Consider the following 13,997-nt stretch of genomic DNA (forward strand, 5'->3'; position numbering starts at 1 on the left):
ATAACGGCGGTTGATGACAGCAATCCGCTGCTTTCCTCAGCAGGAGAATAAATTATTTGCGTGACGTCTCGCAGGACTGAAACCCGGCGAACACAGACGCGGCGCGGCGTGCCAATATGCCAGCGCGAAAAGGAGAGCGCATGAAAATTAAAGATGACGGTTGGCAAGGAGAGCTCGCCCCGCGCGAGAAACTGCTGAAATTTGGCGCATCGGCGCTGTCGGATCAGGAGCTGCTGGCGATATTTTTGCGTACCGGCGGCAAAGGGTTACACGTGATGACGCTGGCGAAGAATATGCTCGAGCATTTTGGTTCGCTGCATAGTTTGATGTCGGCGGCCTATGAAGAAATCACTAAGGTGAAGGGCCTCGGCTTGGTCAAATTTGTTCAGCTATCTGCGGTCTCAGAACTGTCTCGCCGCAGCTACGCCTGCCAATTATCGAGCCAAAATGCGCTGCTCAGCCCCTCAATAATTCAGCAGTATCTGCAAAATATCCTCAGTCATCGAGAAAGAGAGGTGTTTTTGGTACTTTTTCTCGACAATCAACATCGCGTTATTCGCCATGAGGAGATGTTTGCTGGTACCATTAGCAGCGTCGAAATTCATCCCCGTGAAATTGTTCGCGAGGCAATGAAGGTTAATGCGGCAGCCATAATTCTGGCGCATAATCACCCGTCCGGCGTGGCTGAGCCGAGCACAACGGACAGAATGGTAACCGAACAGATAATAAAAGCTTGCCAACTGTTGGGTATCCGCGTCCTCGATCATCTGGTCGTAGGTCACGGAGAAACGGTGTCTTTTGCCGAACGCGGTTGGCTGTAGCCCCATTTTTTGAAGTTCCTTGAGGATCTTTAGCTGTTCGGGACTTGAGCACTTACGCTACAGAGCGTATACTACGCCACCTTTGAGAATCTTGGGTTTGGCGTTAAGAGCCTATCTCAGCAGGTTTCGTACCTGATGAATTGGTTTTTTACCCGACGACAGTGAGTCGGTTCTCAGTGGAGTTTGCTGAGATGGGCTCTAAAAGCCTGACGAGGCGGCCATACCCTATACGAAGCTCGAGCTGATTTGATTTTTGGAGATATAGACATGTCCCGAGTCTGCCAAGTTACTGGCAAGCGCCCGGTGAGCGGTAACAACCGTTCCCACGCAATGAACGCGACCAAACGCCGTTTTCTGCCAAACCTGCACTCACACCGTTTTTGGGTTGAGGCTGAGAAGCGCTTTGTAACTCTGCGTGTATCTGCTAAAGGTATGCGTGTTATTGATAAGAAGGGTATTGAGACGGTCTTGGCCGATCTGCGTGCCCGCGGTGAGAAGTATTAAGGAACTGAATCATGGCTAAAGGTGTTCGCGAGAAGATCAAGCTGGTTTCTTCTGCTGGTACTGGTCACTTCTATACCACTACGAAGAACAAGCGTACTAAGCCGGAAAAATTGGAACTGAAGAAATTCGATCCAGTTGTCCGTCAACACGTGATCTACAAAGAAGCTAAAATTAAATAATTTTAGTGGATTAATAAAACCCGGCTCCGGCCGGGTTTTTTATTGCCTGTTATCCGTGAATAAGTATGCTTTAGCCCTACACGCAGCTAGCCTGATGTGACTTTCTTTATGTTCAGTGGGAGAAATAATGCCTGAATTACCAGAAGTAGAAACCAGCCGCAGGGGCATCGAGCCTTATCTTGCCGGGCACACGATTGTTCATGCCATCGTCCGCAATTCGAGACTGCGCTGGCCGGTTTCTCAAGAAATTCTCGCATTAAGCGATCAGCCGGTAATTAGCGTGCAACGGCGCGCCAAATACCTGTTAGTCGAACTGAAAACCGGGTGGATCATCATTCACCTAGGCATGTCGGGCAGTTTGCGCATGCTGCGTGAAGAGACAGAAGCTGGCAAGCATGACCACGTGGATTTGGTGATGGATACCGGCTATGTGCTGCGCTACACCGATCCGCGTCGTTTCGGCGCATGGCTTTGGACCGATGACTTAGAAGGCAGCAGCGTGCTGTCGCACCTTGGTCCGGAGCCGCTGAGTGAAGATTTCTCTGCTGATTACCTGTTCGAGAAATCGCGCAGCAAGAAGTCACCCATCAAACCTTGGTTGATGGACAACAAGCTGGTGGTCGGCGTGGGGAATATCTATGCCAGCGAATCGCTGTTTGTCGCGGGGATTTCACCTGACCGGCCGGTGAATAGCCTCAAGCCTGATGAAGCCGCGCTGCTGGTGGCAACCATTAAAGCCGTGCTGTTGCGCTCGATTGAGCAAGGCGGGACCACGCTGCGGGACTTCTTACAGTCAGATGGCAAACCGGGATATTTCGCGCAGGAACTTCAGGTTTATGGTCGAGCAGGAGAGCCTTGTCGGGCATGCGGTACGCCGATCCTGAGTAAAAAACATGCTCAGCGCACCACCTTTTACTGCCCGAAATGCCAGCGATAGGATGAGAAAACTCAGCCCTCGGCAATCTTCTTCAGCAGGGCTTTGGTGATATTGTCTGGCAGGAATGGCGTGATATCACCACCGTGACGCGCCACCTCTTTCACCAGCGTGGAAGAGATAAACGACCACTCTTTCGACGGCATCATGAACACGCTTTCCAGCGTTGGCATCAGGTGCCGGTTCATATTCGCCAACTGCATCTCATACTCAAAATCCGACACGGCGCGCAGGCCACGGACCAGCACGGTAGCATTGTGGTTTTGGGCGAAAGTCGCCATCAAGTCACCAAAGCCAATCACTTCGACATTGTTCAGATGCGAGGTGGCGGCGGTTGCCAACGCCACGCGCTCGTCGAGGCTGAACATCGGTTTTTTACTCGGGCTGGCTGCAATCGCTAAAATCACGTGATCAAACATCAGCGCGGCACGAGTGACTAAGTCCAAATGGCCGTTAGTCATGGGGTCGAATGTGCCGGGATAAATTGCCTTAGTGCTCATAATGGCTCACTTTTGCAGTTGATGACTTAGCGCCCACAGGGCCGCGTATTTGTTGAAGGTGTATTGTGCGTTGACGCCCGCCAGAATGAAACCCTGCTTTCCGTCGAGGAATCCAGCTCGCAAAATCCACGTTTTAAAGAATGCGCCCAAGGTGTGACTAATAATCGAGAAGAAGCTACAGCGACGCCCCTGCTGGTGGCGCTGGTTGGCCCAAGCCTCAGCATAGTTCATCTGTTTGCGTTGGAAAGAGAAGAAGTCGCGGCAGGTGAGATGCAGCAAGTCGCCTTTAAGTGGCACAACCTTGGCACTGCTGGTGTTCAGCGACTCATGCACCAGGTCGTCGTTGTAGCGAAAATCAGCCGCGCTGTATAAACGATTTACGCGGTCCGGGTACCATCCGCTGTGGCGCATATAGCGGCCGAGGAACAGATTGAGGCGGCCCAGACTGTAGACCGTATCAGGTGAGAAGTCTTGCAGAACGGATTCAATGGATTGGCGAAGCTCTGGCGTGACGCGCTCGTCGGCATCGATCATCAAAATCACTTCGCCGGTGGCGTAGCTTTGCGCCAGCTGCCGCTGTTTACCAAAGCCTTGCCAATCAACGTTTTGGTAAAATTTGGCACCCAACTGCTCGGCGACTTCTTGGGTGGCATCGGTACTGCCTGAGTCCAAAATCACAATCTCATCGGCCCAAGAGACCGAGGCCAGACAATCAGGCAATAGATTGGCTTCATTGCGGGCGATGAGCACCACGGAAAGGCGCTTTCTGTCGGTCATCAGTGGCTCCGTTGTGGCAGGTAAGGCTCCAGCAGGTGCAACAGGCGCTGCAATGCACCTTGGTTTTGGCGCAGAACTTCTACCGCGTGGCGGCCGTAGTACAGGCGATAATCTTCGTCAGTCAGCAAGGTTGAAATCTCTTTCACCAACGACGCGGTATCGGTGACGGTGATCAGTCCGTCGGCTTGAGTCAGCTTGGCACAGATATCTTTGAAGTTGAACGTGTGCGGCCCCATCAACACGGGAATGGCGTGGGCGGCGGCTTCAAGAGGGTTGTGGCCTCCGCGTTCGACCAGACTTCCGCCAACAAAGGCTAAATCGGCAATGCCGTACAGCAACATCAATTCGCCCATGGTGTCGCCAATAACCACCTGCGTTGACGCGGCGGGTACTTCGCCCGTGCTGCGCTGAGTGAAGGTCAGACCGGCTTTTTGAGTCAGTTCGCGCGCGGTGGCAAAACGCTCAGGGTGGCGCGGCACCAGAATCAGCAGCAGGTTAGGGAAGGTTTTCAGCAGCTCTTTATGCGCTTCCAACAGTAAGGTTTCTTCCCCGTCGTGGGTGCTGGTAGCAATCCACACTTTGCGGCGCGACGCCCACTGGCTGCGCAAAGCAATGGCTTTCGCCGCCAGTTCTGGGGTCACGGAAATATCAAACTTTAGGCTGCCGGTCACCGCCAACTGGCTGCGCTTCAAGCCAAGTGACAGGAAGCGAGTGCCGTCTTCTTCATTTTGCGCGGCAATCAGCGTGATTTTTTGCATGATACTGCGGATGAACTCACCCAACTTTTTGTAGCCATTGCCAGAGCGTTCTGACAGGCGAGCGTTGGCGATCACCAGCGGGATCTGGCGAGAGTGCAGGGCGCGGATCAGATTCGGCCACAGCTCGGTCTCCATGATAATCACCAGCTTCGGATTTACTTCGTTCAGAAAACGGTTAACGGAGCCAGCGAGATCATAGGGAAGATAAACATGGTGTACGTCTTTACCAAAAGCAGATTGAACGCGCTCGGAACCTGTCGGCGTCATCGTGGTCACAGTAATCGGTAAAGAGGGGTAGCGGTGACGCAAAGCACGCACTAACGGGATTGCCGCCAGCGTTTCACCGACAGAAACGGAATGCAGCATGATACCGCCTGGAGCGACTTTGCCTTTGCAGAAGCCATAGCGTTCAGCCCAGCGCTTACGGTAAGCCGGAGATTTGCGGCTACGTAAAAGCAAACGGATCCAGATGAGGGGCTGAATAAGGTAAACTAATACCTGATATAAACGCAGTAACATGCTTTAAATTTCATTTATATGGGGTATCGGAATAGTATCATACCTCATTAGGAAAGGCGCTAACCTTGCGTGGCTTCCACAGCGGGAAAGGGGGGCAATGTTGACATCGCTTACGAGAGTAGAATGAAAAATATACTGATTATTCGGCGGGATAATATAGGTGATTTAGTCTGTACGACGCCGTTAATTGAAGGGGTAAAAAAAGCCTATCCCCATGCCAACATTTATTTGTTGATTAACTCTGTTAGTCAGGATGTCATTAAGAATAATCCTTTTATTTATCGCACCTATATTTATAAGAAAGCCAAACATCGAGCCAAAAACCAAACGGCCTTGGGCGTTTATTTTGAACGCGCGAAAATTTTCCTCAAACTCAGATCCGTTCGTTTCGACGCCGCTATTCTCGCCAATCCCACTCCCTGCAAATATAGTCTTCGCATGGCAAAGCTTGCTGGCGTAAAAAATATTATTGGTGCGGATTCTGGCGGGCAGGGTCTGACTAAAGCTTTCACTGAGGCTGACTTCTCCGGCAAACATCAGGTCGAGAAAACCTTCAGCTACTTAAACGCAATTACTAATGAAAACATTAGCATACCTAAAGTAAATGTCTTCCCAGAGGAGCATGAACTCGCGGATGCGCGCAGCAGGTGTGCTGCATTATTGCCTCAGGCGAAGAAGGTTTATGGTGTCCATATCAGCAGTCGCAGCCCAAAAAGACGCTGGTCGCCTGAGAATTACGCCGAAATTATTCAACGCCTCACAGAGGACAAAGACGCTGGCGTATTAATATTCTGGTCACCTCAGGGCACGCTGTCTCCTGATGATATTGGTGATCGGGTGCGTGCAGATCGTTTAATGGAATTATGCGCTGGCCGACAAGTTGCGCTGTATCCAACCCGTTCAATTCGTGAATTAATTGGCGGCTTTGCACAATGTGAAACCATTCTTTGTAGCGATGGCGGTCAAATGCATTTGGCATCGGCATTACATAAGAATTTGGTTGTTCTGTTTGGCGATACCGATATTGATGCCTGGCATCCTTGGTCAGGTAAATATCAAATCTTACAGACACCTTCTGGTGAATGTATGGATGTCACTGTCGACGATGTTTGGCAGTCATTTATTGCGGTCGAGAAATAAAATGAGGCGGGTTTCCCCGCCTTATGTTTACTTATTCACCAGCGCTTTATATTTGTGACAAATATAATCTATGCCATAGACATCCAGCTTCTCTTTATGGATTTCTGGCGGATTGCTATAAACCTCGAGAATTTTCTTGCTGAGTGATTCTGCATTCACCTCTGCCAATCCTCTCTCCATTCCTGTTTTTTCGAGGATTTCAACCGGGCCTCCGGGGCATGCCGTGCTGACCACCGGGGTGCCGCAAATTAAAGATTCAACCAGCACGTTACCAAAGCCTTCGCTATCAGAACTCAAAATGAGCTGCTGGGCGTGTTTAATGTAGCGGAAAGGGTTGGCCTTAAATCCGGCAAAAATCACACGATCGGCAATGTTGAGGTTTGATGCTAATTTTTTGATTTTGTTGATATAATCATCAGTCCCAGTGCCGATGAGCATTAAAGGCGTTTGCAGATTAGTCTGCGCGTAGGCTTCTAATAAGCGATCGTGTCTTTTTTGCACATGGAAACGACCCACGTGAACCAGATAATCTTGACCTGCCATATCGCAAGGTTCGTCAGCTAACGCCTCTATTTCCGCAATATTGAAAGGATTATTAATCACTTCCAGTTTGCGGATGGTGGCCTGAATATTATTCTTTAAATCAAAACCCACGGCTTCAGAAACAGTCACCACGTTCTTATTATTATAAACCGCCGCCATCTTGCGACGTTTATTCCAACGGTCGAACCCTTTGCGATGACCGAGGTAGGTGGTTGAAAGAATGCCGTGAATACAGAACCACAGGCGTTCAGAGTCATAAATATGGCTCTTCATCACAATGCGATCCGTTTTATGTAAGTTGGATAATATTAAATCAAACTTACCATGCTCTTTTTCACACTCATCAATGGCCTGATCTAGCTGCTTGGCGCGGCGCGAAAGCTCGGTCAATTTTCTCCACGGTGAACGTGAAGTATCCGCCACGACTTTGTAAGTCACATTGTCCGGGATGGGGTACTGGCACACGTCGCGCAGTGAAATCAGCGTCACATCCGTTTCTGCCGACTGCAAACCTTTGCAGAGCGTCAATACAACTTTCTCCGCGCCGCCGCCGGGCAACCCATCAATAATGATTAAAACTCGCATGGTTAATCCAGTATTCTTCTATAGAGGTCAAGGAGTTGCCCGGAAAGGCGGGCAGGCGTTTCTTCTATAACTCTTGCACGGGCGGCCTCGGCCATATCCGAACCTAAAGCTATGACAGGCAATTCCTGGATAGATTCGGCCAGTGATTTGACATCCAGCGCATCAAAAACAAAACCATTCACACCCTGCTGAATAAACTCCGCGCCGCCACAGGTCTGGCTGGTGATCACCGGCAGCCCGCAGGACATGGCTTCCAAAATCACGTTAGGGAAGGGGTCGTAGAGGGTAGGAAGCAGCAACGCATCGGCTGCCTGATAAAAAGGCAAAGTCTGCTTTTGCACGCCCATAAAACGAATTCTCTGCTCGCAGCCCAGCGACTGTGCCAAACCGCGATAGCGTTTTTCGTCTTTATCCTGACCTACAACCAGCAAAATGCTGTCCGTCGGTGCCACCGCGCGAATCGCAGCTTCAAGCCCTTTTCGTTCGAAGCCCGAACCCACAAAAATAAGGCAGTGTGCCTGCTGGGGGATGTTGAACTGCTGGCGAAGCTGATGGCGCAGGGCCTCAGTCGCGGGCAGGAATTTCTGATTATCGATGGCGTTATAGATGACGGTGATTTTCTCATCCGGCAGACCGAAGTCGGCCATGATTTCATTCTTAATCATCTGCGCGTTGCAAATCACTGACTTCAGCTCCGGCGCGGCGTACATCTCCTGCTCAGCGCGCATCACATAGCTGTGGAATCTATCAGTGAGCAGGCGTTTACCGCGCCATGCCGGGAGCAGGCGGCTACGCTGCAATAGCCAGCGGCGATGCACGCCATCACCCGCGCGATAAATATCACAACCGGGGATGCGCTCATGGCTCTGCACAATGTCGAATTTCTCTTGCTGCCAGATTTTGCGCGCCGCGTTGGCAAAACCGCGCTCACGGCTGACGCGCCCCCATTTCATTGGGTCGCAAAGATGGATATGCCAGTTCGGGTTGACGTCGCCCTGCCATTCGCGGGTGATCACGCTTAAATCGAGGTCCTGATCTTCTAGCGCCTCAAGTGCGCGTGAAACAAAGCGCTCTGCGCCGCCGTCTGGGCGATATTTTTGGCGAACTAACGCCAGTCGGAAATGCTTCATGGGAGTCGTTTTCTCGCTGCGTCGATAACCGTTTGAGCAGGAATGGCATCAAGGTATCGCTCGGAAGTGTGAGTATCGATATCGTCGGGATCGGGCAATTCACAGAAATCGCCAGCCCAGATAACTTCCCCGTTGGCCTGCCACGGCGACCAGAATACGCGTTTTGATGGGCCAAACAGCGCCACCAGTGGCGTTTGCAGCGCGGCGGCCATGTGCATCGGAACGGAGTCCACGCCGATAAACAGGCTGGCTTTATCAATCAGCGCGGCCAGTTGGCGTAATGACAGTTGACCAGCAAGGGACACAACCCCGTCTTGCGGGCTGAGGGCCAAGATGCGGTCGATCATTTTCAGCTCGTTTTCTGCCGGGCCGCTGGTCAGCACGACGGTTTTCCCCGCGCCATGCAGAGCAGTGATCGTCTCGGCCATTTTCTCATCGGTCCAGCATTTGAAGAACCAGCGAGAAGTCGGCTGAATCACCACAAAATCGCCCGTCACCCTCTTCTCATCCAGAATCTGCTCCACGCGTGCTCTGTCTTCCGGCGCGTAGCTCATGGTCACGCTGTTATCCACGGACGGCAGGTTCAGCGGGCCAAGAATCGACAGATTTTGCTCGACGGTGTGTAGCTGGTTGTGACCGGACACATCAACTAAATGGGTGTGGCAGAACTGCCACAGTTTGCCTTTGCGTTTTGGCAGGTCGAAGCCTAACCGAACAGGCGCGCCAGTGAGTTTCGTCACCAAGGCGCTGCGCCATTGGTCTGCAAGATTGACCACCAGATCGTACTTGCGGGCAGTCAACTGCTTGATAAGACGGGATTCATGACCAAGATGAGCCAAGGTTCCCTGCTTTTTCCAAGTGCGGTCGATGGTAAACAGATGGGTTAAATCGGGCTCACTTGCCAACATATCTCGGGTTTCGAGGTACATCAGCATGTCAATTTCGGCTTGAGGATAGTGTTGTTTCAGCGTGCTGATGACCGGCGTCGTCAGTAACATATCGCCATGATGACGCAGTTTGATGATCAGAATACGCCGCGGTGGCGCGAATTGCTTAATCGGTTGGGCATTTGCCATCATTCATCACTATCTATGAAATCAAAGCTTGATTCTAAAGGACGCTGGAGGATGTTGCCATACTTCCACGCCTTTCTTGCCTTGCCGGGGAAAATACCAAAGAATAAGCAACAAATGGTGCAGAGCGTTGTCCAAATCGACTCGCGGTCACACTACATTATGTATTATTCAGTGCGAATGGGTCATTTGGCCCCAACAGTTTCCATCAGGCATGTTTTATGACAAAACCCGCATTTATCATCACGATTGACACCGAAGGCGACAACCTTTGGCAAAATCATGAGCATATTCTCACGAAGAATACGCATTTTTTGCCGCGTTTTCAGGCATTGTGTGAGCGTTATGGCTTCAAGCCGGTTTATCTCACCAATTATGAAATGGCGAAAGATGCCGAGTACGTGGAGTTTGCGCGTGACGTGATCGCCCGAGGTCAGGGTGAGGTGGGGATGCATCTCCATGCTTGGAACAGCCCGCCAATCTCGCCACTGACGGATGATGACTGGCGCCATAAGCCTTATCTGATCGAATTCCCTCGTGAAGAAATCCGAGCGAAAGTCGAGTATATGACGCGACTTTTGGAAGACTCTTTCCAAACCAAAATGTTGAGCCACCGCGCGGGCCGCTGGGCGATGAATGAGTATTATGCTTCATTGCTGCTGGAATTCGGCTATCAGGTCGATTGTTCAGTCACGCCGAAGGTGAACTGGCAGACGTCTGCGGGCGCACCACAGGGTAACGGCGGGACGGACTACCGTCATTTTCCATCTCATTCCTATTTTATCGACCCGGAAAATATTGCCCAATCAGGCCAGTCGACGCTGCTAGAAGTGCCGATGAGCATTCAGTATAAATATCCACATTGGATTAACGGCTTAAAACAGGGCATTAACGCACTGCGCGGCAAAAAGCGTCAACACTCTGTGCATTGGCTGCGACCTTCGGGCGGAAATGCCGAAAACATGAAACGTGTTGCTGCCAAAAGCCTAGAGCAGGGCCACGATTTTGTTGAGTTTATGCTCCATTCCTCTGAATTTATGCCCGGCGGAAGCCCGACATTTAAGACGCCAGAGGATATTGAGATCTTGTATCAGGATTTAGAAAGTTTGTTTGAATGGCTTAAGGAACGTACCCAAGGTATGACGCTGGCAGAATATTATCAGACGAAAGTGAATCAAGATGTCTAAAAAGTGGAAAGTAAAGTTAACCAATTGGTTCTTACGTCGTTACGTTCCAAGAAAAGGTCGATTGCTCGATAAATCTACGCTTAATGCACAAACGCATTTCGACAGCATTGTTATTTATTCTACCACGGCGCTGGGGGATTTTATGTTTAACACCCCGGCAATCCGTGAAGTTAGACGACGTTACCCTAATGCCTATATCACCTTAGTTGCCCACAGAAAAAATCAGCAACTGGTGGAAAAAGGTCTGCATTACGACCGTGTGGTGTATTGGGATAATAAGATTAAATCCTTGCCGGTTTTGGTTAAGTCATTAAAAGAGCATCAACCCGATCTGGCTCTGATTCTTCACTCTCATCTGCCTTATGATGTGATAAGCGCCGTCATGGCGGGTGTTAAATATATAATTAGAGATAATTATATGAATGGCATCAGCGGGCTCGAAGAGTGGCTTTCAAATTATGTTTTCCATTATTACGGCCACTTTGTGCGCCGAAAAATGGAGTTGGTAAGCGTTCTGGGTTGCGATCCGAATGCTGTCGCTATGGAAATACCCTCGCCTTATCAGCCCGGCGTTAAAGACCCTGATGCGACGGTCATTGGTATGCAGATTGGGGCTTCCACCGAGTCACGTTGCTGGCCGATAGCTCATTTCGCCAAGCTGATTGATATGATTGCTCAACGCCACTCGGCGGTCAAAATCGTACTGATTGGCGGGGGAACTGACTCAGCTCGTGGTGAAGAGTTGCTTCGCCAACTTTCTGATAAAAATAAAGAAATCGTCACAAACCAAATTGGGAAGACTGACTTACAGCAGCTGATCACTTTGATTGATGGTTTTGATGTTTTAGTCACTGGCGATACCGGCCCGTTGCATCTGGCCGTGGGTGTGAAGACCAAAACAATTAGCCTGTTCGTTACCGCGGACTCAAGGTCTACCGGGCCTATTCAGGATACTGAATTGCATCGGATTATTCAGGTATCGCGCACTGGACACACGATGGCTTTAGAAGAGATTAGCCCGATGGGCGTTATCCAGCCTGAGAGAGTCTATGCTGAGCTGGTTTCACACGTTGAGTTTATAGATAAACAGTGAGAGCAATTATCGTCTAAGTCTTAGGCGATAATTTATTTTCGAGATGAAGGTATCCATGAAAGGATACTTCATCTGGAAATATTTCTTCCTAGAGAGAGACGTGTTTTTGCATAGCTCAGCGGCGAGTTTGAAAAGTGCGATATTTTCAGGGGTATAATAGTAGTAACCATAGAGTTTCTTGGTCATTTTCTTGGCTTCAATAAAACAGTTAGCGATCATTGGCGCGACAATCTGTGCAACTTTTTCGCTATTATGGCAGGTTTGAATGTATGTAAGCATCTTACCCATAGCGAATAAAATATCATCAATATCTTTAGCTTGAATATTACGCGTAATGCCTGCGTTATTGACCCGATAGTAATAAAGCACCTTGTCAATATGAGCGATTCGCTTTGTCTTGAAGTATTGGAAGGGCGTGAAAATCACGTCTTCGTAACGACAGCCATTCTCAAAACTCTCGCCATTAATTAGCTCTCTGCGGAAAATCCTGCTCCACAAATGCCAATTCGAACGCTCAAAAATAGGCTTCAGGTAGTAACTTTCAGGCTGCAACGAGTCATAGGGGATACAGCGATGCGTTTCGCAGGGAACGCTTGCCGGAACACGGTCAGTGAATTGCAGAAAGTTGAAATCAATAATATCAAACTCACCTTGATGTAAATAAGGTGATAACGTCGCATAGTAATCAGGGCTCAGGATATCATCGCCATCCAAAAAGGTGACATACGTTCCTTTTGCATGCTGTAAGCCAACATTTCTTGTGGCAGCAATACCCTGATTTTTTTGGCTGATAAAAGAGAATGTTTGGTCTTTCAAGGTCTGAAGAAAACGATCCACTAAGACCTTGGAGTTATCAGACGAACCGTCGTCAATAATCACCACTTCAACATCATCATCGATTTGTGTAAACAATGACTGTAATGCCTCAATAATGAAGTGCTCATTATTGTAAAAAGGGATGATAACCGACAACAAAGGTTGTTTAGACAACGACATTTTTCTCTTTTTCCCCAGCTTGTGGCTGCTTATTTATCGCCGTGTTACCAATTAATACACTCAAAATCGTGGCAAGTCCAAAGATTGCCGCAGCCTCTGAACTGAAGAACAACACGTCACTCAGGCCATAAGCCATCATGGCCAATGTAATAGCCAGCAGGGCAGCATTTTTTTGCAATCTCAACGCAAGCAGCAGTAAGGATAAATGTAGGACTAGCAACAGAATCACCCCCCATATACCGCGAAGGGAATAGTTATCGATAATCTCATTATGTAGGTGAACTGTTGCGTAAGGTACTGCATATGCTAGTTCTGGGTGTTGAGCGGCAAGAGTAGCAATCTCTTTACCGCGCTGCTCTGCTGATTGACCAAACAGGTGTTGGTTTCCGCTAATAAAACCCGCTTTAAGCATGGCTATGCGATCGCCCACAGAATTGATTCGCACTGAGGAAGATTGTTGGGCCATATCCTCCCTAAATGCTTCGATCCTTTGCCCAATTACATCTTTGAGGAAGTAAGAACTCAGAGCAATCAATGCAATAACTGCAAGACCGTAAGTGTATTTCTGCTTTGCAGTGACATTCCTAGAAAAGGTGAACATCAAAACACTGACCACAGGGAAAACGAGGATTGCTGCTCGTGTCTCAGTATGAATGATTGAAACGAAACTTATTAGGAAGCCTAATGAAAAGAAGATGGCGTTATATTTATTTTTCACATGGAGCAAAGAATATAACATTAAAATATTAACGGCTGTTATTATGTACGCCGTAACTGTTGCTCGGTCATAGTTTAATTCAATTCGCAAAGCCCCAGCAGATAGAGACTGGTAAATAGCATATCCATTGACTAAGACTCCAAGCGAAATCAGAGCGGGAATAATCCATTTCTTCACATTAAGTTTTTCATTAAGTGCAATTAATAATATAAATCCTGTTGCAATTAGTATTTTTCCAGTTACAAAATATGCTCTGTAAAGGTCTATGTATTCGTCAGGTTTTTTATAAAATTCAACCCACAGAAGGTTAGCAAGCCCTAAGACCACAAAAGACAGCGGGACTAATAAAAGACATCTTTGGCGAATGTAGTACTTGAAATTGAAAACAAGGGCAATAAAGGCAATATAGCTAGTGATAAATAAAATGTTTCGACCGCTACCCCAGTTAAATGCAACAGTAAAAATACTGAGCAAGCATCCAAAATAGATAGCATAACTAAAAATTGGATGAGGCGTTTCTCTTCTGATCATCTATTTATA

Annotated in this window: 15 protein-coding genes; 7 read left to right on the plus strand and 8 right to left on the minus strand. The window is 48.8% G+C overall.

The window, feature by feature from the left end; genetic code table 11:
- Nucleotides 1-140: 140 nt before the first annotated feature.
- From radC to mutM, 4 genes are all read left to right on the plus strand, one after another.
- Complete coding sequence (radC, locus tag GEAM_RS18580) at nt 141-821, plus strand: RadC family protein (protein WP_034794505.1); 681 nt, start codon at nt 141-143, stop codon at nt 819-821.
- 267 nt (nt 822-1,088) lie between these two features.
- On the plus strand, nt 1,089-1,325 hold the full coding sequence (gene rpmB, locus GEAM_RS18585) for a 50S ribosomal protein L28 (RefSeq protein WP_004931195.1): 237 nt from the start codon (nt 1,089-1,091) through the stop codon (nt 1,323-1,325).
- An 11-nt stretch (nt 1,326-1,336) separates the two neighbouring features.
- Nucleotides 1,337-1,504, plus strand: coding sequence for a 50S ribosomal protein L33 (gene rpmG / locus GEAM_RS18590; protein ID WP_004392084.1), 168 nt, complete (start codon nt 1,337-1,339; stop codon nt 1,502-1,504).
- A gap of 127 nt (nt 1,505-1,631) precedes the next feature.
- Entirely contained in the window at nt 1,632-2,441 is an 810-nt protein-coding gene (gene mutM / locus GEAM_RS18595; protein WP_034794513.1) for a bifunctional DNA-formamidopyrimidine glycosylase/DNA-(apurinic or apyrimidinic site) lyase, read from the plus strand.
- An 11-nt stretch (nt 2,442-2,452) separates the two neighbouring features.
- On the opposite strand, the gene coaD is transcribed toward mutM, so the two are convergent.
- Genes coaD through waaA form a run of 3 tightly spaced genes read right to left on the minus strand, consistent with a single transcriptional unit; the run spans nt 2,453 to nt 4,992 of the window.
- Complete coding sequence (coaD, locus tag GEAM_RS18600) at nt 2,453-2,938, minus strand: pantetheine-phosphate adenylyltransferase (RefSeq protein ID WP_034794515.1); 486 nt, start codon at nt 2,936-2,938, stop codon at nt 2,453-2,455.
- A 6-nt stretch (nt 2,939-2,944) separates the two neighbouring features.
- A complete protein-coding gene (locus GEAM_RS18605; RefSeq protein ID WP_034794517.1) occupies nt 2,945-3,715 on the minus strand; it encodes a glycosyltransferase family 2 protein in 771 nt (256 codons plus the stop codon).
- Nucleotides 3,715-4,992 carry a lipid IV(A) 3-deoxy-D-manno-octulosonic acid transferase gene (waaA, locus tag GEAM_RS18610; protein WP_034794520.1) on the minus strand — a complete coding sequence of 426 codons (1,278 nt, stop codon included), beginning with the start codon at nt 4,990-4,992 and terminating at the stop codon, nt 3,715-3,717. Before waaA ends, GEAM_RS18605 begins: the two co-directional genes overlap by 1 nt.
- 123 nt (nt 4,993-5,115) lie before the next feature.
- Here waaA and GEAM_RS18615 point away from each other — a divergent pair, with 123 nt between their 5' ends.
- Nucleotides 5,116-6,132: a glycosyltransferase family 9 protein gene (locus GEAM_RS18615; RefSeq protein WP_034794521.1), complete on the plus strand. Its 1,017-nt coding sequence runs from the start codon at nt 5,116-5,118 to the stop codon at nt 6,130-6,132.
- A 27-nt stretch (nt 6,133-6,159) separates the two neighbouring features.
- Here the strand turns inward: GEAM_RS18615 and GEAM_RS18620 are convergent, their stop codons facing one another.
- Genes GEAM_RS18620 through rfaQ form a run of 3 tightly spaced genes read right to left on the minus strand, consistent with a single transcriptional unit; the run spans nt 6,160 to nt 9,469 of the window.
- Nucleotides 6,160-7,260 (minus strand): glycosyltransferase, encoded by a 1,101-nt coding sequence (locus GEAM_RS18620; protein ID WP_034794523.1) that lies wholly within the window; start codon nt 7,258-7,260, stop codon nt 6,160-6,162.
- Nucleotides 7,261-7,262: 2 nt separating this feature from the next.
- On the minus strand, nt 7,263-8,390 hold the full coding sequence (locus tag GEAM_RS18625) for a glycosyltransferase family 4 protein (RefSeq protein WP_034794525.1): 1,128 nt from the start codon (nt 8,388-8,390) through the stop codon (nt 7,263-7,265).
- A complete protein-coding gene (rfaQ, locus tag GEAM_RS18630) occupies nt 8,387-9,469 on the minus strand; it encodes a putative lipopolysaccharide heptosyltransferase III (protein WP_034794527.1) in 1,083 nt (360 codons plus the stop codon). Before rfaQ ends, GEAM_RS18625 begins: the two co-directional genes overlap by 4 nt.
- A gap of 215 nt (nt 9,470-9,684) precedes the next feature.
- Here rfaQ and GEAM_RS18635 point away from each other — a divergent pair, with 215 nt between their 5' ends.
- Entirely contained in the window at nt 9,685-10,650 is a 966-nt protein-coding gene (locus GEAM_RS18635) for a polysaccharide deacetylase family protein (RefSeq protein WP_034794530.1), read from the plus strand.
- Nucleotides 10,643-11,743 (plus strand): glycosyltransferase family 9 protein, encoded by a 1,101-nt coding sequence (locus GEAM_RS18640; protein WP_034794532.1) that lies wholly within the window; start codon nt 10,643-10,645, stop codon nt 11,741-11,743. Before GEAM_RS18635 ends, GEAM_RS18640 begins: the two co-directional genes overlap by 8 nt.
- Nucleotides 11,744-11,749: 6 nt before the next feature.
- Here the strand turns inward: GEAM_RS18640 and GEAM_RS18645 are convergent, their stop codons facing one another.
- Nucleotides 11,750-12,739, minus strand: coding sequence for a glycosyltransferase (locus tag GEAM_RS18645; protein WP_034794534.1), 990 nt, complete (start codon nt 12,737-12,739; stop codon nt 11,750-11,752).
- Nucleotides 12,726-13,988: an O-antigen ligase family protein gene (locus GEAM_RS18650; RefSeq protein ID WP_034794536.1), complete on the minus strand. Its 1,263-nt coding sequence runs from the start codon at nt 13,986-13,988 to the stop codon at nt 12,726-12,728. The genes GEAM_RS18645 and GEAM_RS18650 overlap by 14 nt, the downstream gene beginning before the upstream one ends.
- Between the last annotated feature and the right edge of the window lie 9 nt (nt 13,989-13,997).

Origin of the sequence: Ewingella americana ATCC 33852 (assembly GCF_000735345.1) — a bacterium.
GTDB classification, from domain to species: Bacteria; Pseudomonadota; Gammaproteobacteria; order Enterobacterales; family Enterobacteriaceae; genus Ewingella; species Ewingella americana.

What these genes read in the sequence shown, in the direction of transcription:
- GEAM_RS18620 (WP_034794523.1), bottom strand. Translation starts at nt 7,260, where the DNA reads ATGCGAGTTTTAATCATTATTGATGGGTTGCCCGGCGGCGGCGCGGAG.
- GEAM_RS18635 (WP_034794530.1), top strand. Translation starts at nt 9,685, where the DNA reads ATGACAAAACCCGCATTTATCATCACGATTGACACCGAAGGCGACAAC.
- GEAM_RS18645 (WP_034794534.1), bottom strand. Translation starts at nt 12,739, where the DNA reads ATGTCGTTGTCTAAACAACCTTTGTTGTCGGTTATCATCCCTTTTTAC.
- waaA (WP_034794520.1), bottom strand. Translation starts at nt 4,992, where the DNA reads ATGTTACTGCGTTTATATCAGGTATTAGTTTACCTTATTCAGCCCCTC.
- radC (WP_034794505.1), top strand. Translation starts at nt 141, where the DNA reads ATGAAAATTAAAGATGACGGTTGGCAAGGAGAGCTCGCCCCGCGCGAG.
- GEAM_RS18625 (WP_034794525.1), bottom strand. Translation starts at nt 8,390, where the DNA reads ATGAAGCATTTCCGACTGGCGTTAGTTCGCCAAAAATATCGCCCAGAC.
- rpmG (WP_004392084.1), top strand. Translation starts at nt 1,337, where the DNA reads ATGGCTAAAGGTGTTCGCGAGAAGATCAAGCTGGTTTCTTCTGCTGGT.
- GEAM_RS18615 (WP_034794521.1), top strand. Translation starts at nt 5,116, where the DNA reads ATGAAAAATATACTGATTATTCGGCGGGATAATATAGGTGATTTAGTC.
- mutM (WP_034794513.1), top strand. Translation starts at nt 1,632, where the DNA reads ATGCCTGAATTACCAGAAGTAGAAACCAGCCGCAGGGGCATCGAGCCT.
- GEAM_RS18640 (WP_034794532.1), top strand. Translation starts at nt 10,643, where the DNA reads ATGTCTAAAAAGTGGAAAGTAAAGTTAACCAATTGGTTCTTACGTCGT.
- coaD (WP_034794515.1), bottom strand. Translation starts at nt 2,938, where the DNA reads ATGAGCACTAAGGCAATTTATCCCGGCACATTCGACCCCATGACTAAC.
- GEAM_RS18650 (WP_034794536.1), bottom strand. Translation starts at nt 13,988, where the DNA reads ATGATCAGAAGAGAAACGCCTCATCCAATTTTTAGTTATGCTATCTAT.
- rpmB (WP_004931195.1), top strand. Translation starts at nt 1,089, where the DNA reads ATGTCCCGAGTCTGCCAAGTTACTGGCAAGCGCCCGGTGAGCGGTAAC.
- GEAM_RS18605 (WP_034794517.1), bottom strand. Translation starts at nt 3,715, where the DNA reads ATGACCGACAGAAAGCGCCTTTCCGTGGTGCTCATCGCCCGCAATGAA.
- rfaQ (WP_034794527.1), bottom strand. Translation starts at nt 9,469, where the DNA reads ATGATGGCAAATGCCCAACCGATTAAGCAATTCGCGCCACCGCGGCGT.